The following is a 21,501-nucleotide window of genomic DNA, read 5'->3' as shown; positions in this document are numbered from 1 at the left end:
CTGATTTTCATTAATTGGTTTTCATTAATAAGTTATGCCATGTTCGCACTATTTCTCAGATATTGCATAAATAACGGTACAGGACGACCAGTCGCAACTTTGTCTTGACCTGAAATCCATGCCGTACCAGCGATGTCTAAATGCGCCCATGCTTGGCCTTCTTCTATAAAGCGCGATAAGAAACATGCGGCAGTAACAGCACCAGCACCTTTACCACCGATATTTTGAATATCAGCAATAGGCGAGTCAATCTGCGCTTGATACTCGTCATCCATCGGCATGTGCCAGATAAGATCACCTGATAAATGACTTGCGTTTTCTAAGTCAAATAACACATCTTCGTCATTACTAAAGACTGCTGAGCGGACATGACCTAGCGCAACCACACAAGCACCAGTCAAGGTTGCGACATCGATGATGGCTTTTGGTTGATAATACTTCTGTACATAGCACAAGGTATCGCACAATACTAAACGACCTTCAGCATCGGTATTTAATATCTCAACTGACTTACCGTTCATTGCTATGATGATATCGCCAGGGCGCGTTGCCTCTCCTGATGGCATATTTTCAGCACAAGCTAGCGCACCGACGACGTTGATAGGTAGACGCGCTTCACATAATGCTTTTAGGGTACCGAGTACCGCAGCAGAACCGCCCATATCAAATTTCATCTCATCCATCGCCGCACCCGGTTTGATTGAGATACCACCTGAATCGAAGGTGACGCCTTTACCAACCAATACGATAGGCGAGTCGTCATTTGCAACTTGCACATCGTCATTACTATCTTGTTTCGCGTTTTTAGCGGCTTTTTTGCTAGCAGCTTTGGTTGGTAACTTATCAGCTAACGCTTTTAGACCACCCGCTACTTTTGCGCTGTTGGTAATGGCTTTACTAGTATCGCCATCAGCATTGACGCTAAAATTAGACTTGCCACGATATTCCATTAACACCAGCTTGCCCTCTTTGGTCGAGCCTTGCGCGACCGATAAGAAGCAGTTCATACCTAATGCTGACATCTCTTTCTCACCTAATACGGTGACTTTTAAGAGGTCAGGATAAGTGGCTGCTAAGTCCTGTGCTTGCTCAGCCATATACGCTGGGAAACAGATATTACCCGGCTCATTGGCGACATCACGGGTTAAGCTTTGACCAGTAAAGACCGCTTGTGCAAAGTTTAACGATTCCTCTAAAGATGGCTCTGCCAGTAAGTAAATATCCGTTAAAACAGGCGTTTGCTGCTCAGATTTGTACTTGTCAAAACGATAGCTTGCTGCCAGTAGGCTCAGCGCGAATTGACTAAAATGGTTTTCTTCTAAGCTATCGCCCAGCGCAACAGTGATAGAGTCAACACGCTTTTGCGTGCTCTTATAAATGGTATTGGCAATTTTTTCTAGAACGCTATGACGTAATTTATCAATATTACCCACACCGACCAATAACAGCTGTACTGGATTTTCTTTAGTGGTTTTTTTATCGCCAGCCAACGCATAGTCAGCAACTGTCTCACAAGCTTTGCCATTAAAGTGCGATACTTCAATCAATTGCTCAATACGGGTTTGATAATCACTCAATACCGACTCAGCTAAGATGTTTTTCTTATCATCGATTAAGACGACAAGGCAAGCGGCGTCTTTACTTTTAGCTTCTTTTTTAAGAATTTTTTGTGTATGGGTTTTCGGTAAACTTTGCGTTAATTTAATATTCATATATTGTTATCCTTATTAGATGAATGCATTTTTTTAAAAGCGTGAATACAGTAAGGTGTCAAATTTAAAAAGATATCAAATTTTAACTGCTAACGTATTTGAATCGGTAGGTTATTCTAACTGCTACCTATCTTAAATAGCACGCCTATCAAGCAAGCATAGTAGTGTAGCATATCGGCACACAGTACGCAGTTAGCAAGGGTTAGGTAATGTTTCTGGAGCTATTTCTTGCATTACTCTAGGGTCTGTCGTTAGCTGTTAGTCAACTTATCAATCGTTACTAGAGCGGCAAATCTATCTTGAAGTGCAGCCATCGCACTATCATGCACAGTACTAGCCGTTATGACTTGTCCTGCAACACTAGGCAGATCGCGCGTGGCACAAGCATCATGACACACGAAATTTTCAAAACCCAAATCAAAGGCTGCTCTGACGCTTGAGCTGACGCACATATGGCTCATAAAGCCTGCAAAAATAATTTGTTGCTTACCAGCCGATTTTATTAGCGCTTGCAGCTCGGTATCATAAAATGCATTAGGGTGCATTTTAACAATGGTTTTTTCGTCATTAATGGGCTGCAGGCTATTAATAATATCTACTTTTGATGATAATGGATTGAAAATTTTGTCATTATCCTGCCCGTGATGAGTAACATGAAATATCGGGATAGCTTCGCTTCTAGCTCTATCGAGTAGCAGGCACGCGTTCGCAGTAGCTTTACTACCGGCATCACCTAACGGCATCGCGCCATCAACATATTCATTCTGAAAATCAATCATGACGATAGCGCAATTTGACCAATCAATCTCATTAAATTGACCACCAGCTAATCCAAGTAAAGTAGAGGGAATAGACATTTTATGCTCCGTTAATTAGTAGACGATATAAGTGTAGATGCTAAATCTTAGATAATTTTGAATGGGAACTAACGTTAAATACTAACAACTAATGCTGATAGTATTCAGTACGTGATACGTACAGTACACAAATTCAGTTAGAAAGCATGCATGAGAGACTTAATCGTGATGTCTGAGTTAAAGCGCTTATATCTTATATAATGCGATTAGGTTTTAAATAGCGCAGTTACGTCCCCATTTAACCCTGTTGATGAGTGAGTACTAAATGCGTTATTGATAACGGCTAGGTAATGTTTTCAAACACATTTCCACGCTATTTTTTCTAGAAATATGCTAGCATTAGCGGTTATGCCTATCGTCTCTGGTCAAGCTTAACTGTCCTTATTAATACAGATGCCATGAACCGCACGAACGCCAACTTCTACAACCGCTAAGAGTGCCTACTGTGATATTACGCCGCTATATGACCCAACAAGTTGCCTCAACGACCGCATTGGTCTTGGGGTTTTTAGTGGTGATGATGCTTGGCGGACGTTTGATACGCTATTTTGGTATCGCAGCTGAAGGTAATTTAGATATTGGTTTGCTGTTTACCATCATTGGTTATAACCTACCGTATTTCTTAGAGCTTATCTTACCATTAGCGTTTTTTATTGCGTTAATGCTGGTATTTGGGCGCCTGTATGTTGACCAAGAAATGGCGGTGATTAATGCCAGTGGCGTGTCGCGCGGTCGGCTTGGGCGCTTGATGACGCCATTGATTTTGGCATTGTTCGTTGGTGAGGCAGCATTATCCATCGTTGGTAAGCCATGGGGCGTGCGTTCATCTGAGAATGTCTGGCAACAGCAAGCGTTAACCAGTGCCTTTGACTTAATTCGCCCCAATCAATTTATCAGCAGTGGCAATTATCATCTGTATGTGGGCAGTTTAAGTGATGATAAAAAACAATTACAAGATGTGATATTGATTCAGTCTGAGCCTGAAAAAAAGGGCAGTGGGGCTAAAAATAATACTACTAAAAATAGTGCCATGGATCTTGAAAATAACATCGATGTCAAAACTACCGAACAGCTCAATATTCCGGAATTGCCCACAGCGCTTGCCAATAATAATATTAGCAAAGACACGATTACGCTTGCCAAACGTGCTGAACAAGTAGATACAGGCAATAGTGGCGTGACCCAATTGGATTTGTTCCAAGGTCGCCGTTATGAAGTCGGGGCTGGTAGCTTGAAATACAATCAAGTAGGTTTTGATCGCTATCGTATTACCTTGACGGAGTCGTCGAAAGAAGTCATAACCGAAGACAATATCGAGACGCAAGCGATTGGTCCGTTATGGCAAGCGGCAACAGGCAATGCGCAAGTGGGCAGTAATAATGCCATGCGTGCGGCCCAAGGCGAGCTTGGTTATCGTTTATCGTTACCATGGCTGATGATTATTGCGCCGATGCTCGCCGTACCACTGGCGCAAGTTCGTCCACGTCAAGGTCGTTGGTTACGCCTATTTCCCTCTATTTTACTGTTTGTCAGCTGCGCGCTCGGTATCATCTCGCTCAAAAATGCTGTCGGTAAAGGCAGTGTAAGCGTTTGGGCCTATGCATGGCTCATCTTAGGGTTTATGGCATTGGCACTGTATATGAATTGGGGTAGCCGCGTGCAGCACCGATTGCGCTTTCGCAAGCCAGAGAATGAGCTTTTGACGGTTGCCGACAATCAAAATAGTAGCTCACAAGGAGGACAATCCTAATGAGTGCTCTATTCTCTAAATCATCAAAGCCGAATTCGCCAAATGCTAAATCGCTACTTAGCCCAAAACCGACTAATCTCAAAGTGCTTAGCCGCTATGTGAAACTAAATGCCTTGCTGGCGATTATCGCTGCGGTCATAGGATTGTGGGCATTACAGCTGGTATTCTCTTATTTATCTGAGCTTGATTCGCTAGATGATAGCTATACGATGGGAGAGGCAATCAGATATATCTTTTATCGCTCACCTTATTTTTTAGAGCAATTTATCCCAACAGGGGCATTATTGGGTGCGGTCGTTGGTTTGGGCTTGCTGGCCAATAACAGTGAGCTGGTCGTCATGCGAGCTGCTGGTATTAGCGTTTATCGAATCGTCAGTTGGGTATTGCAGCCAGCTATGATTTTTGTAGTATTAGCATTATTCATTAACCAGTTTGTGTTGCCGTATTCCAATCAATTGGCAAATGAGATTAATAGTGAGGATAACAGCTCGCTAGTGACTTCAGTACGTGGTTACTGGACAGTGCAACCACGCTTTGAGAATACAAAAGACGGCAGTGCCAAGCCGGATGGTAGTGATATCTTGTATATCGATTATGCTGATGTCAAAGGGAATATCGGTCAGGTAAAGCGTTGGCACTTAGATAATAACGGCAACTTGCAAACCGCCATTCATGCTGAAGGTGGTAAATATATCGGGCGCGAGGCGCTTGCTACTGCTAGCAGCAAACCGAGCGAGCGATATCGTTATGAGTGGCAGCTGAACAATATGACCAAGCTGATGATTAATCAAGGCTTTGAAAGTAGCCAAGCCATATCGCCCACAGACACATTGAGTTTACCGTTTGCTCCTGAGTCTGTGTATTTGCTCACGCGTCAAGCTGAGGATTTATCTCTTACGCAACTTTATGAGCATCGTCAATTTATGCGTCAGCAAGGCACTCGCTCTTTAAGTCATGAGCTGGCGTTTTGGCAAAAGCTATTATCACCCTTGTCTATCTTGTCATTAGTGATTGTCGCCTGCTCGTTTGTCTTTGGCTCATTGCGTACGCACAGTCTCGGCTTGCGTATCGTCGTGGCATTATTATTTGGTTTGCTCTTTAGTTATGTGCAGGATTTGGTCGGTTTTGTATCACTAGCAACGGGCTTTTCGCCACTAATGATGGTGATACTGCCAATTATTGCCAGTGCATTGTTGGGTGGATATTTACTGAAACGGCAGATGTAACTCTCAAAATGAGGTAAATCTAAAAGTTTAGCCATAAAAAAGCACGCTAGATCCTTATGATTTAGCGTGCTTTTTATTTGTCTGATTCTAGCGTTTAATCTTTGGTTGCCATGGTAATCGTATAAGTCTTGCCCTGCTTTACCTTTTCGCTATTTCCAAAGACTTCGGTAAATGAGCGTTTCATAAATTGACGTAAGCCATTAATCGTCACCACGTAAAAGCGCCCACCTTTACGCATACGCGCATGAGCATCTAGGAAATAAAGGTAATGCTGCTCTTTGCCTACTTTGGCTGGTAAGTTTGACATAACAAGACTAAAGTCTTTGTCTTTTGCCACGTGATTAAAGCCATTTGATAAATGTACATCGACATTTTTTAGACCATTCTTTTCACAATTAAGGCGCGCATATTCTACTGCCATAAAGTCTTTATCAATCAAAGTATGCTGACCATTAGGACACTCGCGCGCTGCTGCCATACCCAGAACGCCGTAGCCACAGCCCAAATCTATCGAGTCATCATCCGCCTGAAAATCCACATAATCAAGTAACATCAAGCTACCGTCATCGAGCTTTTGTGGTGAAAAAATACCCCACGTGGTCGCAAAATCAAACGGCTTGCCGAGTACGTCTTCGCGAAAATTAATATCTTCGCGCCAGTATTTGGCTTTTTCTAATAGATCGCTAGGTGGTCTATGGCTCATGGAGTTCTCGGATTATGGATAAGTAAAAGGTGGTGCATTGCTCAAACGAACAGGGTGCACATTATGATGAGTATTGTAACGATAAAAGGGAAGATTTGCAGCTACGTATTAGTGGAAATTGTGATGGGCACTAAAGGAGGAGTATTTGATAGGAACGATTGTCAGATTTATGTCAGGTTGAAGTTACCCGTTTACGCATTTATATCGTAAATGCTATAGCATCCTTATTAAAGCTATGGAATACTAATAAAGCTAACTAATTGGTCAACTATTTATTCTAGTATCTTCTTGATATGAAGAATTACGGTCATGCTAGGAGCTGTACCAGCTTACTAAGTTTAAATTCACCAAGCTTTACTCAACTAGAAAGGATGCTTAAATATGAAGTCTAAAATCAAAACGAAAATAAATCCAGCGCAAGAAACATTTATTCATATCGTGCATAGTAAGCGTATTAAGCCTCTCAAAAAACAGCCGGGTGTCAAATGTGTGGAAGCAGTAAAAACTATCGACAAAGCTTATTTGGCTGAGCTATCTGGTTGTGATGAATATGTGTCTATCGCTTTTTGTTATAAAAACTATAATGAAGAGACCAAGCCTCGTCTTAGTGAAAATGAAAGCTGTGCTGTGATTAGTGTGGCCAAAGCCAAAGAGCTATTAAATACCACAGAGTTGGCTGAAGAAGCATTGTCTGCTGTCAGTATTATTTTATTTAGCGCTGTATCGCAGACGTTTGGCGGCTTCTTAACGGATGGGGAAACCAGTAAGCGTTATGTACTATCAAAAGGCACAGAATATGCAGGCTTGTCCTCATTATCGCTATAGCATATAAGCAAGATTACGTTGCTATTAAGTATGAAAAAACGGCAGTATTATTATAATATTGCCGTTTTTTTGCTTTAATTCATAGGTTTTTATGTTGGTAATAATATCTCGTAGATCATTAAGCTAACCCCTTGGATGATGTTCAGCATGGAGTTTTTGCAATCTAGCCGTCGCCACATGGGTATATATCTGCGTCGTCGATAAATCACTATGTCCAAGCAATAACTGCACACTCCGTAAATCGGCACCGTGATTGAGTAAATGGGTAGCAAAAGCATGACGTAAGGTATGCGGTGATAGGTCTTTATCAATACTGGCAACTTTGGCGTATTTCTTTAGCAGATACCAAAAGTTTTGCCGGGTCATATAGCCACCTTGCGCAGTTAAAAACACTGCTTGGCAATTTCCTGCTTTTAAATGGGCTATCAAATCACCACGTCCATGCGTCAAATAATCTTCAAGCGCATCTGCTGCATATTCCCCTAAAGGCACTAAGCGGGTTTTATTGCCTTTCCCCGTGATTTGTAGCCAGCCTGAGTTTAGATTCACTTGTTCAAGAGACAAGTTAACCAACTCACTAACGCGCAAACCGCAAGCGTAAAGTACCTCTAACATGGCTTTATCACGTAGCCCTAGCGCAGTACTGCTATCGGGCGCGGCAAGGAGATTGTCGACGTCAGCTTCTGCCAAATCTTTTGGCAGTGGACGACCAAGTTTTGGGCTTTTAATACGCTCACAAGGATTGTCTTCACGTAGGTTGCTGGCAATCATCCACAGATAAAACTGACGCAAACTTGAAAGCATGCGCGCTTGCGTACGCGGCGTTTTGCCATCTTGAGTAAGAATAGACAGGCAGTGCAGCACATCTTCGGGCTGCCAACGCGTTAATGCCGTATGATTGGTCAATTCGCAGGAGCGCAAATCACGCACATAGGCGTTACGGGTACGCGTGGCCAAACCACGAGCCAGCATTGCTTGACGAAATTCGGTTATATAAGCCGGTTCATCATCTACGGCCAGCGCTTTTGGTTGGCGCTGCTGTACGGCACGGTCGCGGCTCATAAAACATACTCGGCAGTGGTATAAGAAATTACAAGTGGATATAAATAATATTTTTTATATTTAAGTTGACTATCAGTTAATAAAATTTGGCAAAGTCATTTTTACCCTTTAAGTATTAACAGCTACCAAACACCATAGCGAGGTGACTTCCGCATTACGCGCTGCAAATAGTGGATCAGTATCGTCTTGGCTTCGACCGTGTTTAGGTTGGGTATCGAGACGGTATTTTACTTCTAAACCAGCATTAGCAAACCAGCCCAATAATTCATCGCGACTGCGCAACTGCAAATGTTCTGCCAAATCTGACAGAATCAACCAGACCTCTCCTTGCTTAGCTAAATGTTGCTTTGCGCCTTGCAAAAACCCACGCAACATCGTGCTATTGGCATCATAGACGGCGAATTCTAAGGGCGAGGTTGGCTTGGCAGGCAACCAAGGTGGATTACAGACCAGCAAATTAGCCAATGGCGCATCATTCGGATACAAGTCTGCTTGCTGCAATTGCACTGCAGGTAAATCTAAACGTGTAAGGTTGTCACTAGCGCAGGCTAATGCACGCAGATTTAAGTCCGTCGCAATCACTTGCTTCACACCGCGCTGCGCCAGAATAATAGCAAGCAAACCGGTTCCGGTACCGATATCAAAAGCAACATCATAACTTGCTGGCAACGGTGCATCGAGCAACAGCTGTACATACTCATGACGAGTCGGTGCAAAGACGCCATAATGCGGGAAAATTGATAGACCCAAATTTTCGATTGCCACGCCTTTTACACGCCACCCTGCCGCACCTAAGGCACCTTGCAGGTCACGAAATGAAATTAGACATGACTCATTCAACTCACCAAAAGCAGCGGTACAAGCAGCACTGACATCAGGGGCGCGGCGTAACTGGCTGACATAACCTGCATCAAGCTCTAATAATAAACGGCTTAATAGGCGCGAACGCTGAGATTGGACTTGGCGTTGCTGATGAAAAAGATTAGGGATGTCTTTAGAGGGTGCCAAAGTCTCATCTGTAGATTTAGCGGACTTAGCAGGTTTATTAGCTTCTTTATTAATTTTACGCTGCTCAGAACGCTCATTCGCACGGTCAATGCGTCGAGTTATGGCTTGCAGTAGTTGCCTTGCATTATTAAAATCACCGCGCCACAGCATTGACGTTCCAGCACAAGCCAAGCGATAAGCCTCATCGGCTGTTGTTTTGTCGTCGACCACAACAATACGTGCAGGCGGCACATGATTGCTTTGAGACAACCAGCGGGCCTGACGTAAGGTTTCATTTTCGTGCCATTGCACGTACTGTATTTCTGTTGCTAACACGCGACCTACCTTTCAAATGTGAATGATGTATTTTTATAACGCAAAGATATTTCTGCATTATATATTGCGCTAAGCGCTCTTTTTCTTGACTAAATAACGATAGGTTGGCGCATCGTTTAGCGTTTCTTGATGGACAAGGGTATGTCCCAAGTGCCGGCAGAAATTAGGAATGTCACGCGTAGTGGCAGGATCAGTGGCTAATATCTCAATCACATCGCCGCCATCCGCTTTACGAATTGTCTTATGTAGCATCATGACTGGCTCAGGACAAATCAGTCCTTGGGTATCTAGATGATGGTGAATAGTCGTGTCTAATATTGAAGTCGTCATATTTTGTTTTATAAACCTAATAGATAAGTTTGGTAGCTGAATACTTGTTTACTAACGATTTTATAAAGGCGTATTTTCTGCATCAGTAGGGGTAATAATTTTATTATTTTCAGGTAAGTCGGCTAGGGCTAAGAAATTAAAGAAGCGCTTAAAGCTCACCTTAAATAAAAAAGCCACACCGAGCCACGATGCCAATCCTAACCAAGCCGTATCGGCAAATAACAGCCCGCCGATCAGGATAATACTTGAGACACCAATGGTCATGATAACCATCGAGGTTTGATTGAGACGATAGCGATAGATGATAAAGGCATTATATAGCGTCAGTGGAATGGTCAGCGCCACCAAAGCATAAGGTAAGTTGTAGAATAGTTGATACAGGAGCTGATTGTCATGAAAGGCTTTGATACTAGCAATGGTGCCAAAAACCATAAAAGCGATAATAGCGGCATAAATGAGATAGACGGCTATTTGGTTGACACGTTGGGCGCCTTTGATACGCGCAATAGCAAGCGGTGCAAAACCATGTCGTGAGCTATTGTGCAAAGAGTGGTCTGAGACAGAGGTCATAATAATCAGTCATTTATTCGTTTGGATTGAGGAGGTACAGTTAATTCACTTTTAAAAGGGTACAGAACTACTGGAGTTAATTATTCGCAGCCTCTGTCTGCGTAGGCACAGCAAGCAAGGAAAACTAACCCCAGTAGTGATTGATAACATTTGTATTTCTTTTATGTAGAACCGACTATATCAGGTATTGATGGGACATTAAAAAGAAAGCTAACGCTCAATTAATCTGCTTTGATGGCGTCGATGGCGATACTGCTATGAGGATCAGCAAAGTAGGTCGACATTAAAATACAGGCAGAGATATCATCAATCGGAGCGCGCTCATGTTTAATCCAGCCATTTTCCCATGCTATCTCACGCGCGGCGACCGATGTTAGGCGCTCATCGCATAGAGATACGATGACAGGTAAATGCTGCTCCATGATTCTATGTGCTAGACGACGGGCAAATTTATGTGCTCGTTTTGACAGCATAGAGCTGCTACCGTCCATATTTAACGGCAGTCCGACTACTACCTTTGCCACGCCCCAAACCTTGATAATACCGAGTAGATTATCCCAATCAGGTTGCCCATTATTCATCGCTAAAATATCAAAGGCACGCGCCGTTTCTGTCAAGCTATTACCGAGTGCCATGCCCATTTTTTTAACCCCATAATCTAAGGCTAAGATAAGGTGTGGCTTAATCGCTGGCTCAGCAACGCTAGTATCAGTACTATCTTTTATAAGAGTGCTATCTACCATAATAAGGGATGTTTCCTAGTTTTAGTTCTGTATTCGTTCAGCATATGAGATTAAGCATGACCGATGTCACTGCTTAAATAATCAAAATTAACCCCAATCTTATCGGCGGCTATTTGCCAACGTTCCTCAAAAGGCGTATCAAACAATAAGTTTAAATCAGCAGGGCATACCAGCCAGTCGCCGTTAGCAAGCTCACGATCGAGCTGTTTTTTACCCCAGCTGGCATGACCTAAACAGAGCTGATAATGACCAACGCCTTGACCGGCTGCAATACGTTTGAGGATATCTTGGCTGGTAGTGATGCAGACATTTTCTGAAATCGCAAAAGACGATGCCCATTCTGGCTGCCCTGTATGCAGTACAAAGCCAACCTCAGGGTACATAGGTCCACCTTCTAATGCCAGATCTTCCATCACCTGTGCGTCTGTAACCTCAATATCCAGATCTTCTAGCAGTTTTCCCACGCGTGCCTGCTCTAATGGACGATTGACCATCAGACCGAGGGCGCCGTGTTTATCATGACGACAGATATAAATCAGCGCCTGCTCAAACCGTGGGTCTGACAGTTCAGGCGCCGCGATTAAAAAATGATGGGTCAAATTGGCTTTGGACATAGAGACAAACGCAACCTACTAATAAAGGTAAAATAACAGAGCTGACACCACTATATGGCGATAATGAATAAAAAATCAACTAAAGCAAGGATTTAGCAATAAAAAGGTGTTTATGGTGGTCAATCAATGATCATTTAACATCGCTCAATAAACTGCGCGCATGGTCACGAGTGACATCGGTGATAATAACGCCACCAGACATACGTGCCAGCTCATCGACTTGCGCGCTCTCGGTTAAGATGACAAGCTCACTTTCAGTTTGCTCGTCATGGTGTTTTTGTACCAAGATATGCTGATGCGCTTGCGCGGCGACTTGGGCTTGGTGGGTAATGGCTAGTAATTGCTGCGTTTGCCCAAGGGCGCGCAACAGCTCGCCCACCACTTGCGCCGTACCGCCACTGATACCAACATCAACTTCGTCAAAGACTAGCATAGGTTTTGCCGCATTATTATCTGCATTGGTCGCTTGCAATACCTGCATCACTAGTGCCATACGCGATAACTCACCGCCTGAAGCGATTTTGTGTAGCGGCTGCATCGGCATACCGACGTTGGCGCTGAATAATAAGTCGATATCATAACAGCCTTGTCCATTATATTGGCTGACATCGGTCTTTTTGGTAAAAACGAATTCACAACGTGCATTAGGTAGGGCAAGCGGCTGTAGTTGCTTAATCAGCTGTTTGCTGACAATCGGGGCAGCTTTAGCCCGTTTTTTATTTAGCTCAGTTGCTAGTGCTACATACTCTTGCCATGCTTGCTCAATTTGTGCCGCCATTGCATCACTGCTTGGCTCGTTTTCTAATTGTTCTAATTGCGCTTCCCAGCCTTTTGCTTCATGAATCAAGTCGCTCGCTGGCAAGTTATGCTTACGTGATAGGCGATGACCTAAACTGATTAAACTGTCTAATGACTGCAAACGCTCAGGGTCAGGCAATTGCTGCTCAGCGTAATCTGATAGCAACCCTGTCACTTCTGTGATTTGCTGCTGCGCTAAATGTAGCTGTTCTGAGGCTTGCTCAAAGGTTTGGCTCACGCTCATTTGATTGTCGCATAGTTTAATTGCTTGCCCGAGCAAGGTCATTACATCGGGCTCATCGGTATCATTATCGAGTAAATGCAAACCATGACTGGCCTCGATCATTAGTGCTTCAATATTAGATAATTCTTCGTGTTCCGCTTCTACTTCTGCATAATCAACGACCAATAACGGTGCGATATCTGCTAACTGGCTTTGCAACAGTTGAATACGATCTTGGCGCTGAGCTTCACGGCTAGCGAGATCGTCAGCGCGGCGTTTAAGTTGCTGATAAGCTTGATAGCTACTTGAAGTCTGCGTAGCAAGAGAAGTTATCTGTGCCATTTCATCTAGCCATTGCACTACAAATTGTGGCTTGAGTAGCGCCTGCTGAGCATGTTGACTATGAATATTGACCAGCAATGCACCTAAACTCTTAAGCTCAGCCAAACTGACAGGTGTGCCATTTAACCATGCTTTTGAGCGCCCTGTATTGCTAAGCTGGCGGCGAATCAATACATCTGGCTCTTCTAACGCCCGCTCATTTTTGGCAAACCATTCAGCAATAATACTATTGTTTTCTACATCAAATTGCGCGTAGATATCCGCGTGCGCCGCGCCATGCCGGACCATCGCACTGTCTGCGCGCTCGCCTATACATAAAGACAGCGCATCGAGTAATAGCGATTTGCCAGCACCCGTCTCACCAGTGATGACATTGAAGCCTTCAGCCACACTCAGCTCATGCTGAGCAATTAACGCAAACTGATTTAAAGTTAATGATACTAGCATCAACGCCTCTCATGACAGACAACAAACCTCAAATACGATGTCATATCATACGAGGAGGTCATCTTTACAATAGGTTAAATAAAGGAATGAATCGGTTCAGTTCATACTGCAACATAGATAAATGCAATTGGCAAATAGTATGGTGGCAAATAATCTTAAATACAAATATTAAAGGTAATCAATAACATCACTTAAAGCCATCATAATAAGCGGAACTTTTCTGCGGCTGTAACAAACTTTATAGATATAATGTGGTAGCATAATCTCACATAATGATAAACTCTTACCACCAGATTTTCGTGCATTCTACGACAGAGCAGTTAGCTTGTAGAACATGATACAAACCTGTGTGTCAGTAACTATCAGTAATAAATGGTTATTTTTAAACCTATAAGATAAATCAATTCTATAATCATCGCACAGCAAAGTAAAAATGATTTAGAGTCGATGGTAAAAGGTAGATATAACAACGCTTATCTAAGCATTTGCTTATCTACACATTCAATTTGGTTTTTTAGTTGGCAATAATTATTTGATAAGGAAGCCACTATGACAGCGGCGCAATTTACTAATGTAACAGTCAATGCTCAAGCCACGATATCCTATGATGGTCGTTGCTCAAGCCATACCATTATGTTCGAGGACGGTCGTCATAAGACATTAGGTGTTATCTTACCTTGTGATAATTTGGTCGAGCATTATCACTTTAGTACCAATACATCTGAACGTATTGAAATCACTAGCGGTGAGTGCGAAGTCAAAATAAATGGGGAAGAGGAGTTCAGCTACTACCGCGCAGGACAGTCATTCGTGGTTGAAGGTAATAGTGGTTTCAATTTACGCACAGAACAGATCGTTCAGTATATCTGTCACTTAGAAGGCTAATACGTCTTAAAGTGTCGTTAGATAATTGATGAAGCCAAAAGCCAATGATTCCAAAGAAATAAATCTTATCAGGTTTATTTCTTTTTTTTGCTGACATTATTTAGATGAAGCTGGTCATTAATTGCTACAATTACACATCTCTATTTTTATTGCATGTTTTTTATAACACTGTGCAATACCCACTTTATAATCAATAGGCCTACTATGGCAAAACCTACCTATTTTTATGGCATTCATGCCATTGATGCCTTGCTCGAATACCGTCCTCTTGATGGATTGAGCTTGTTTGTACAGCAAGGGCGCGAGACTGACAGTCATGTACAGTCTATTATGGCGCAAGCACGTGATAATGGCATCAGTATTCAACCAACGCAAAAAGACAAACTTACTCAGCTGTGTGGTAGCCCGCAACATCAAGGCGTAGTGCTGAACGCCCGTCCTTTAGGCTTTGCTGATGAAGGTTTGCTAGATACGCTTGCTGGTCGAGATGATTGTTTGTTACTGGTACTAGACCAAATTACGGACGCCCATAATTTTGGCGCTTGTTTGCGTACAGCAGTAGCCATGGGTGTCGATGCAGTCATTTGTCCGAAACATCATGCAGCTAGCTTGACGCCAACGGTTGCCAAGGTATCAGTCGGCGCGGCTGAAATGATGCCTATTGTTAGCGTAACCAATCTGGCACGCACGCTGACAAAAATTAAAAATGCCGGCGTTTTTGTGTTTGGTACCGCTCTTAATGCCGATGCCAAACCAATCCATGCTGCAGATCTGACTGGTAAAACGGCTATTATCATGGGTTCAGAAGGTGAGGGGATGCGTCGCCTGACAACAGAAAGCTGCGATGAGCTGGTTTATATTCCGATGTCAGGCAACGAGCATGGCAACTTGCAAAGCTTGAATGTCAGTGTGGCGACAGGTATGGCTTTGTATGAGATTAATCGGCAGCGAACTTTAGCTGCTGGGCAAGCTTAAGATAGTCTTGATGGAGCGGCTCTAATTGTACATATAGGGCCGCAAGATCACTCTCATTTAATACCACATCATCCGCATGACGATTGCGCTCTTCACGGCTAAGCTGATTGACCATAATGGCTTCAATTTTTTGCACACTTAGCGCATCACGTTGACTGGCTCGTGCAAGTTGGGTATTTTCTGTGGCATCCATCACCAAAATACGTTGACATAAATTGGCAAGCCCGGCTTCTGCTGCTTCAATCAATAGCGGCGCTGACAACACCACATACGGCGAGGTACTCTCTGCCAATTGCTTTTTTGCAGCTTCGCGTATCGCGGGATGGGTAATCGCTTCAAGCTCAATTAGAGCATCAGGGTAAGTAAAAACATGGGTTCGTACAGCGGCGCGGTCCATATCGCCATCAGCATTTAGCACCCAATCTCCAAATTTCCTCTGGATTTTGCGCAACGTTGAGCTGCCTTTGACCACCACTTCATGTGCAATGACATCTGCATCAATAATATCGATTCCCTGCTGTGCGAACCAGTCGCTGGCGGCTGATTTGCCACTGCCGATACCACCCGTTAAACCTACTACCAATGTTTTACTTTTATGCTCAGGCGTTTGTGGCTGATGCGAATAAGATGAAGGTGCTGCTGCGTATTTTGACATAATGATGACTTATCTGACTGATAGAAGGATAATGACTGTACTCAATGAAAGGTTAAGATAACTGATTGAGAAGTGACTACTGCTTAAGTATACATGCCTAAATACCAATTAACGATATCTGAGCCGTATAACAACGCCACAATACCGGCAATAGCAATATAAGGACCAAAGGCAAAAGGTTTGCTCTCGCCTTGCTTTTTCATCAAGATAAGCCCAACGATGGAGCCAAGTAAAGACGACAGAAGGATAATCAATGGTAACATCAGAGGACCAAGCCAAGCGCCCAGTACTGCCAATAGTTTAAAATCACCTTGTCCCATACCATGCTTTTTGGTGATTAAATAAAATATCTTGACCACTATCCATAACGATAAAAATCCCAATAACAAGCCCCATATCGACTGAGTAGGGGGCACAAACCAACCTTGTGAGTTTACAGCCAGTCCTAGCCCTGCTAATGGAAAAGTTAAGCGGTCAGGCAATAACTGTGTATCAAAATCGATACCAGTTAAGGCGATCAGTGTCCAGACCAAAACCAATGCTGATAGTCCAGCCATGCTGACGCCGAACTGATAAATGACCAATACAGATAGCAGCGCAGTGACCAGCTCCACGACAGGATAGCGTAGTCCGATAGCAGCTTTGCAATCTGAGCAACGTCCGCGTAGTAATATCCAGCTGATTAAAGGGATGTTTTCATACCACTTAATTTTGTGGGCACAGTGCGGGCAGCGCGATGCTGGTTTACTTAAGGTAATAGGTGTATCAGTGGCAACAATATTAACTATTGGCATCGTATGCTCACGCGGCATATCTGCTTGCTCATACATAAACTGGCTACACTCTTTTCGCCAAGCCGATACCATCATCAATGGAGTGCGATGAATTACCACGTTTAAGAAGCTACCGACGCACAGCCCTAGTAGACCAAATACGACCAAAGCGATTGTCATATTTTCTTGTAGTAACTGTATAAATTGCATGAATTAGCTGTCCTTTAATTAGCTTTCAACCTACTACTGAGCCCATCTGGAAGATTGGTAAGTACATGGCAATGACCAAACCACCAACTAATACGCCAAGTACCGCCATAATAAGCGGCTCCATCAAGCTGGTCAAACCATCAACAGCGTTATCAACTTCGTTTTCATAATAGACTGCTACTTTATCGAGCATCTCTTCTAAGCTACCAGACTCTTCACCGATACCTACCATTTGAATAGCAAGACTTGGAAATAAATTAGTTGAACGTATTGAGAACTGTAATTGTTGTCCCGTAGAGACGTCATTTTTGATTTGCTGAATAGCGTTATAGAAAACTATATTATTGGCTGCACCAGCAGTAGAATCGAGCGCATCAATAAGCGGTACGCCGGCAGCAAAAGTCGTAGACAGCGTACGAGCAAAACGCGCAATCACCGCTTGGTAAGCGATATTGCCGAATATTGGGGCTTTTAATACTGCACGGTCTAAGACATCGCGAAATTTCTTTGAACGCTTCTTAGCTTCTGAAAACCCAATAATAGCGCCACCAATAAATACAATTAAGATGAACCACCATGCTTGCATCCACTCAGACATACCTACGACCATTTGGGTAAAAGCAGGTAATTCTGCACCAAAAGAGCCAAATAAATCAGCAAACACTGGAACGACTTTAACAAGCAAAATAATGGTGACAATAATAGCAACTACAACGACCGCGATAGGATATTTCATGGCTTTTTTAATTTTAGCTTTTAACAGCTCGCTTTTCTCTTTATAAGTCGCAACTCGCTCCAGCATAGTTTCTAACGCACCTGACTGCTCGCCAGAATCAACAAGCGAGCAAAAAAGATCGTCAAAATAGCGGGGATGGCGACGTAATGCCGATGAAAAAGTGCCACCAGCTTCGATATCGGCTTTAATTTGTAACACCAAGTCTTTCATACTCGGATTATCTAGAGAGTCCGCGACAATCTCAAAGGATTGAGTCAATGGCACCCCAGCTTTCATCATAGTTGCCAATTGACGTGCAAAAATAGCAATATCGATAGGCTTGATAGACTTTTTAAAGGTGTATAAGGGTTTTGGCTTTTTCTTGATACCTTTAACCGTAATACCTTGTTTGCGCAACGTGGCTTTGGCAAGCTCTAAGCTACGACTGGTCGTCTCACCTTTTACCTTTTGCCCGCGACGGTTGACGCCATCATATACAAAGTCTAACAGCATGTCGGTCTTAGCTTTTGCCATGTCCGTTCCTTCAAAAAATGGTCTGATATAGTCCAATATAGATAATGCCTGCTATAAAACGTAGTTAACCCATTGTTTTAAGCGGATATACTTTATTTTAGCGCAAAAAACCAGTGTTTATCTGTTTTATTTTTCCTACTGGATATTATTGTTTAATAGTAATTAAACAACAAGCTTTACGGACATAATGAAATTTACTCAGAGTAATATCTGTACCAAACTTTTCAACCAAATATGCTATTCAGAAGTCACGCGCATCATTTCTTGAATACTGGTGACACCTTGTAAAACCTTTAAAACACCAGAGCGACGTAAGTCTCTAAAACCGTTTTTTAGCGCCGCATCTTTGATGTCTATCGCGTTACCATCTTCCATGATAATACGTGAAATATCTGGAGTGACTTTCATCACCTCATAAATGCCCACACGTCCTTTGTAGCCTTCACGGCACTCATTACAACCGACTGGCTCGTAGATGACATTGTCTGTATTGTCCAAATCTGTATCTGTAAAACCAAGCTCAAGCAGACTTTGACGCGGAATATTGATAGGTTTTTTACAGTTTTTACATAAGCGCCGTGCCAATCGTTGGGCAATGACCAAGTTCACGGAAGTGGCAATATTAAAAGAAGCGACACCCATATTGCGTAATCGCGTTAACGTTTCAGGCGCTGAATTGGTATGTAAGGTTGAAAGTACCATGTGCCCTGTCTGTGCTGCTTTAATCGCAATCTCAGCAGTTTCAAGATCACGAATCTCACCAACCATCACAATATCAGGATCTTGGCGTAAGAAAGACTTAAGGGCGGTGGAGAAAGTCAGCCCCACTTTTGGGTTGACGTTGACCTGATTAATACCTTCAAGGTTAATTTCGACAGGATCTTCGGCAGTCGAGATATTGGTCGAACCAGTATTCAGGATGTTAATACCAGTATAGAGTGAGACGGTTTTACCAGAACCAGTGGGACCAGTAATTAGGAGCATGCCTTGCGGTTTATGTAACGCCTCCAAAAACATATCTTGTTGGTCAGGCTCATAGCCCAACGCTTCAATACCAAGCATGGCTGATGAGGGATCTAGAATACGCAAAACCAGTTTTTCGCCAAACAAGGTAGGTAGGCAACTTACCCGAAAATCGATGGCCTTATTTTTAGATATCTTTAGCTTAATACGTCCATCTTGAGGGACACGGCGCTCTGAGATATCCATTTGTGACATTACTTTTAAACGCGCAGCAATTTTCCCCGCGAGTTGTACGGGCGGGTTGGCCATTTTTTGCATCACACCGTCGACTCGAAAGCGCACTCGATAGCTTTTTTCATAGGGCTCAAAATGTAAGTCGGACGCACCCATACGAATGGCATCTACTAGCATTTTATTAACAAACTTGACGACCGGTGCTTCCTCGACGCTATCAGAGATTTTGGTCTCACCGTCATCTTCTTCTTGATTCTCATCAAAGCCAATATGCAAATCACTATTAGAAAAGCTATCAAAATTTTGCATGCTATCAGCATAGAAGCTTTCAATACGCCTTTTAAGCTTATCTTCTTCGACTACAACGGTTTCAATTGACAAGCGAGAGTTAAAGGCAATCGCATCAATCGCATCGATACGGGTCGGATCGCTCAGTGCCACAAATAAGCGTTGCCCACGCTTAAACATTGGCAAGGCATTAAACTTACGGACGATTTTTTCGTCGACCAAGTCTTTTGGGATGACCTCTGAGCTTAGCGCATCAAGATCAAATAAAGGATCGCCGAATGCTTGCGATAGCATTTGAGCCAATTGATAGGCATTGGCGAGCTTATGCTCTACCAGATAAGAGACCAGTCCTACTTGCTGCTGCTGCGAATCAGTCTGTGCCGCTTTCATATGCGCTTCGCTTACGATACCTTCGCTAATCAGCTGCTGTGCTAAGCCACCGTATTTACTGGTTGTGATAGACATTAAGACTTCTCCTTGCTCGATATCTGGTAGGCGATAGATTTACCTAAATAGCAGGCTATTCACCATGTTTTACTTATTGCCATTTTATCGTTGATAGTTGAGCTAATTATTAAAATAGTTATTTTAAATATGGCTTTGAGATAAAAAAATCGATTGTCTGCACTTTATCCTATATTGAGAAAATCATATAGGGATTTACGTGAGCGCAAAGGTTTTATAGAGTGTAGGGCTCGATTCGCTAATCAAAAATAATTATTCAGCAATAGTTACTAAAGCAACGGTTGAAAGGTCAGTTTTGATTTGGGGCGCACTATACTATAGCACTTGTGAAATATTTGTTATACTTGCGCGCATATTAGCCATATTGGCAGCCATATATAAGACAAGGTAGAGAAGAATGCAAGCTTGGGTAATTGGAAATTGGAAGCAGAATCCAGCAACGAGCCATGACGTAAACGCACTACTGGACGACTTATGCGCTGCTATTAGTACAACCAAGCAAATGAGCCACGATAACTCCGCGCGTTGTCAAATAATGGTAGCACCAAGCTTCATACATTTAGCAGCAGTGAATGGTCGCCTAAAAGACACCTCAATACTGTGCGCAGCTCAAGACGTTAGTGGACACAGTGCCAGTGTTGGTGCTTATACAGGTGAATGTTCAGCGCAGCAGATAGTCGATGCTGGAGCGACTTGGACAATCCTTGGTCACTCAGAGCGCCGTCAGTATCATCAAGAATCTAACGATTCTTTATTGCAAAAAATGATTCATGCGTTGTCACAAGATTTAGGCGTGGTATTTTGCATTGGTGAAAGCCAAGCGCAATATGATACCAAGCAAACGCTTGAAGTCATTGATAATCAGTTAGCAGTTATCAAAGAATTCATTACACAGCAGCCAGAACTTATTGAGGCATTACCGACTCGTCTCATTATTGCTTATGAGCCAGTATGGGCAATAGGTACAGGTAAAGTGCCAACGGTAGCAGAAGTCAGCGCCACTCATAAGCATATCAAGCGAACGTTGGCAGGATTTGCCGACTCATTGTCTAATATGACGGTTTTGTATGGCGGTAGTGTCAATGCTGATAATGCTAATAGCTTTGCTGCTGATCCTATGATTGATGGCGCTTTAGTTGGCGGTGCTTCATTGAAAGCTGACAGCTTTCTGACGATTGCCACTGCTTTTAGCCAAGCCAGTATCTAGTAGATTCTTGATAGATATAATAAAAACGTGAGTCTTTATTGTAATTGTTATTCACAAAATGTCTTTATCAGT

The 21,501-nt window shown here is 43.0% G+C and carries 20 protein-coding genes; 6 read left to right on the top strand and 14 right to left on the bottom strand.

The window, feature by feature from the left end:
• Positions 1–32: 32 nt before the first annotated feature.
• Both FQ083_RS05045 and FQ083_RS05040 read right to left on the bottom strand, forming a co-directional pair.
• The gene (locus FQ083_RS05045) at positions 33–1,712 is read right to left on the bottom strand and encodes a leucyl aminopeptidase (protein ID WP_149409067.1); all 1,680 of its coding nucleotides are present in this window, start codon (positions 1,710–1,712) and stop codon (positions 33–35) included.
• 251 nt (positions 1,713–1,963) lie between these two features.
• Positions 1,964–2,569: a cysteine hydrolase family protein gene (locus FQ083_RS05040; RefSeq protein ID WP_149409066.1), complete on the bottom strand. Its 606-nt coding sequence runs from the start codon at positions 2,567–2,569 to the stop codon at positions 1,964–1,966.
• Between the two features lie 463 nt (positions 2,570–3,032).
• On the opposite strand from FQ083_RS05040, the gene FQ083_RS05035 reads away from it, so the two are divergent.
• A complete protein-coding gene (locus FQ083_RS05035) occupies positions 3,033–4,319 on the top strand; it encodes an LPS export ABC transporter permease LptF (protein ID WP_149409065.1) in 1,287 nt (428 codons plus the stop codon).
• Positions 4,319–5,545 (top strand): LPS export ABC transporter permease LptG, encoded by a 1,227-nt coding sequence (lptG, locus tag FQ083_RS05030; protein ID WP_149409064.1) that lies wholly within the window; start codon positions 4,319–4,321, stop codon positions 5,543–5,545. Before FQ083_RS05035 ends, lptG begins: the two co-directional genes overlap by 1 nt.
• Positions 5,546–5,639: 94 nt before the next feature.
• On the opposite strand, the gene FQ083_RS05025 is transcribed toward lptG, so the two are convergent.
• Complete coding sequence (locus FQ083_RS05025; protein WP_020442451.1) at positions 5,640–6,248, bottom strand: class I SAM-dependent methyltransferase; 609 nt, start codon at positions 6,246–6,248, stop codon at positions 5,640–5,642.
• Positions 6,249–6,629: 381 nt separating this feature from the next.
• On the opposite strand from FQ083_RS05025, the gene FQ083_RS05020 reads away from it, so the two are divergent.
• Complete coding sequence (locus tag FQ083_RS05020; RefSeq protein WP_011512431.1) at positions 6,630–7,073, top strand: hypothetical protein; 444 nt, start codon at positions 6,630–6,632, stop codon at positions 7,071–7,073.
• A 123-nt stretch (positions 7,074–7,196) separates the two neighbouring features.
• Here FQ083_RS05020 and xerD read toward each other — a convergent pair whose 3' ends face one another.
• The 7 genes from xerD to recN all read right to left on the bottom strand — a co-directional run bounded on the left by xerD (position 7,197) and on the right by recN (position 13,525).
• Positions 7,197–8,135, bottom strand: a complete 939-nt coding sequence (gene xerD / locus FQ083_RS05015) for a site-specific tyrosine recombinase XerD (protein WP_011512432.1) — start codon at positions 8,133–8,135, stop codon at positions 7,197–7,199.
• A 108-nt stretch (positions 8,136–8,243) separates the two neighbouring features.
• Entirely contained in the window at positions 8,244–9,458 is a 1,215-nt protein-coding gene (locus FQ083_RS05010) for a methyltransferase (protein WP_149409063.1), read from the bottom strand.
• 69 nt (positions 9,459–9,527) lie between these two features.
• Complete coding sequence (gene tusA / locus FQ083_RS05005) at positions 9,528–9,788, bottom strand: sulfurtransferase TusA (protein WP_020442453.1); 261 nt, start codon at positions 9,786–9,788, stop codon at positions 9,528–9,530.
• A 60-nt stretch (positions 9,789–9,848) separates the two neighbouring features.
• Positions 9,849–10,358: a hypothetical protein gene (locus FQ083_RS05000; protein WP_149409062.1), complete on the bottom strand. Its 510-nt coding sequence runs from the start codon at positions 10,356–10,358 to the stop codon at positions 9,849–9,851.
• Between the two features lie 221 nt (positions 10,359–10,579).
• Positions 10,580–11,101 (bottom strand): Holliday junction resolvase RuvX, encoded by a 522-nt coding sequence (gene ruvX / locus FQ083_RS04995; protein WP_020442455.1) that lies wholly within the window; start codon positions 11,099–11,101, stop codon positions 10,580–10,582.
• Between the two features lie 50 nt (positions 11,102–11,151).
• Complete coding sequence (locus FQ083_RS04990; RefSeq protein WP_149409061.1) at positions 11,152–11,715, bottom strand: YqgE/AlgH family protein; 564 nt, start codon at positions 11,713–11,715, stop codon at positions 11,152–11,154.
• A gap of 130 nt (positions 11,716–11,845) precedes the next feature.
• The gene (recN, locus tag FQ083_RS04985; RefSeq protein ID WP_149409060.1) at positions 11,846–13,525 is read right to left on the bottom strand and encodes a DNA repair protein RecN; all 1,680 of its coding nucleotides are present in this window, start codon (positions 13,523–13,525) and stop codon (positions 11,846–11,848) included.
• Positions 13,526–14,074: 549 nt separating this feature from the next.
• Between recN and FQ083_RS04980 the strand changes: the two genes are divergently transcribed.
• Together FQ083_RS04980 and rlmB are read left to right on the top strand one after the other, a co-directional pair.
• Entirely contained in the window at positions 14,075–14,410 is a 336-nt protein-coding gene (locus FQ083_RS04980) for a pyrimidine/purine nucleoside phosphorylase (protein WP_011512439.1), read from the top strand.
• Between the two features lie 204 nt (positions 14,411–14,614).
• A complete protein-coding gene (rlmB, locus tag FQ083_RS04975; RefSeq protein WP_133103981.1) occupies positions 14,615–15,385 on the top strand; it encodes a 23S rRNA (guanosine(2251)-2'-O)-methyltransferase RlmB in 771 nt (256 codons plus the stop codon).
• Here rlmB and coaE read toward each other — a convergent pair.
• The 4 genes from coaE to pilB all read right to left on the bottom strand — a co-directional run bounded on the left by coaE (position 15,348) and on the right by pilB (position 20,222).
• Entirely contained in the window at positions 15,348–16,040 is a 693-nt protein-coding gene (gene coaE / locus FQ083_RS04970; protein ID WP_149409059.1) for a dephospho-CoA kinase, read from the bottom strand. The genes rlmB and coaE overlap by 38 nt on opposite strands.
• Before the next feature lie 83 nt (positions 16,041–16,123).
• Complete coding sequence (locus FQ083_RS04965) at positions 16,124–17,023, bottom strand: prepilin peptidase (RefSeq protein ID WP_149409058.1); 900 nt, start codon at positions 17,021–17,023, stop codon at positions 16,124–16,126.
• Positions 17,024–17,048: 25 nt separating this feature from the next.
• A complete protein-coding gene (locus tag FQ083_RS04960) occupies positions 17,049–18,272 on the bottom strand; it encodes a type II secretion system F family protein (RefSeq protein ID WP_149409057.1) in 1,224 nt (407 codons plus the stop codon).
• Between the two features lie 237 nt (positions 18,273–18,509).
• On the bottom strand, positions 18,510–20,222 hold the full coding sequence (gene pilB / locus FQ083_RS04955) for a type IV-A pilus assembly ATPase PilB (RefSeq protein WP_149409056.1): 1,713 nt from the start codon (positions 20,220–20,222) through the stop codon (positions 18,510–18,512).
• A gap of 397 nt (positions 20,223–20,619) precedes the next feature.
• Between pilB and tpiA the strand changes: the two genes are divergently transcribed.
• Entirely contained in the window at positions 20,620–21,429 is an 810-nt protein-coding gene (gene tpiA, locus FQ083_RS04950) for a triose-phosphate isomerase (RefSeq protein WP_149409055.1), read from the top strand.
• Positions 21,430–21,501: the final 72 nt, after the last annotated feature.

Origin of the sequence: Psychrobacter sp. ANT_H59, from assembly GCF_008369225.1 — a bacterium.
GTDB lineage: Bacteria > Pseudomonadota > Gammaproteobacteria > Pseudomonadales > Moraxellaceae > Psychrobacter > Psychrobacter cryohalolentis.
This window is presented reverse-complemented; position numbering and strand designations above follow the sequence as displayed.

What these genes read in the sequence shown, in the direction of transcription:
- FQ083_RS05020 (WP_011512431.1), top strand. Translation starts at nt 6,630, where the DNA reads ATGAAGTCTAAAATCAAAACGAAAATAAATCCAGCGCAAGAAACATTT.
- rlmB (WP_133103981.1), top strand. Translation starts at nt 14,615, where the DNA reads ATGGCAAAACCTACCTATTTTTATGGCATTCATGCCATTGATGCCTTG.
- recN (WP_149409060.1), bottom strand. Translation starts at nt 13,525, where the DNA reads ATGCTAGTATCATTAACTTTAAATCAGTTTGCGTTAATTGCTCAGCAT.
- FQ083_RS05040 (WP_149409066.1), bottom strand. Translation starts at nt 2,569, where the DNA reads ATGTCTATTCCCTCTACTTTACTTGGATTAGCTGGTGGTCAATTTAAT.
- xerD (WP_011512432.1), bottom strand. Translation starts at nt 8,135, where the DNA reads ATGAGCCGCGACCGTGCCGTACAGCAGCGCCAACCAAAAGCGCTGGCC.
- lptG (WP_149409064.1), top strand. Translation starts at nt 4,319, where the DNA reads ATGAGTGCTCTATTCTCTAAATCATCAAAGCCGAATTCGCCAAATGCT.
- FQ083_RS04965 (WP_149409058.1), bottom strand. Translation starts at nt 17,023, where the DNA reads ATGCAATTTATACAGTTACTACAAGAAAATATGACAATCGCTTTGGTC.
- FQ083_RS04990 (WP_149409061.1), bottom strand. Translation starts at nt 11,715, where the DNA reads ATGTCCAAAGCCAATTTGACCCATCATTTTTTAATCGCGGCGCCTGAA.
- FQ083_RS04960 (WP_149409057.1), bottom strand. Translation starts at nt 18,272, where the DNA reads ATGGCAAAAGCTAAGACCGACATGCTGTTAGACTTTGTATATGATGGC.
- tusA (WP_020442453.1), bottom strand. Translation starts at nt 9,788, where the DNA reads ATGACGACTTCAATATTAGACACGACTATTCACCATCATCTAGATACC.
- FQ083_RS05025 (WP_020442451.1), bottom strand. Translation starts at nt 6,248, where the DNA reads ATGAGCCATAGACCACCTAGCGATCTATTAGAAAAAGCCAAATACTGG.
- FQ083_RS05035 (WP_149409065.1), top strand. Translation starts at nt 3,033, where the DNA reads ATGACCCAACAAGTTGCCTCAACGACCGCATTGGTCTTGGGGTTTTTA.
- FQ083_RS04980 (WP_011512439.1), top strand. Translation starts at nt 14,075, where the DNA reads ATGACAGCGGCGCAATTTACTAATGTAACAGTCAATGCTCAAGCCACG.
- FQ083_RS05045 (WP_149409067.1), bottom strand. Translation starts at nt 1,712, where the DNA reads ATGAATATTAAATTAACGCAAAGTTTACCGAAAACCCATACACAAAAA.
- FQ083_RS05000 (WP_149409062.1), bottom strand. Translation starts at nt 10,358, where the DNA reads ATGACCTCTGTCTCAGACCACTCTTTGCACAATAGCTCACGACATGGT.
- pilB (WP_149409056.1), bottom strand. Translation starts at nt 20,222, where the DNA reads ATGTCTATCACAACCAGTAAATACGGTGGCTTAGCACAGCAGCTGATT.
- coaE (WP_149409059.1), bottom strand. Translation starts at nt 16,040, where the DNA reads ATGTCAAAATACGCAGCAGCACCTTCATCTTATTCGCATCAGCCACAA.
- tpiA (WP_149409055.1), top strand. Translation starts at nt 20,620, where the DNA reads ATGCAAGCTTGGGTAATTGGAAATTGGAAGCAGAATCCAGCAACGAGC.
- ruvX (WP_020442455.1), bottom strand. Translation starts at nt 11,101, where the DNA reads ATGGTAGATAGCACTCTTATAAAAGATAGTACTGATACTAGCGTTGCT.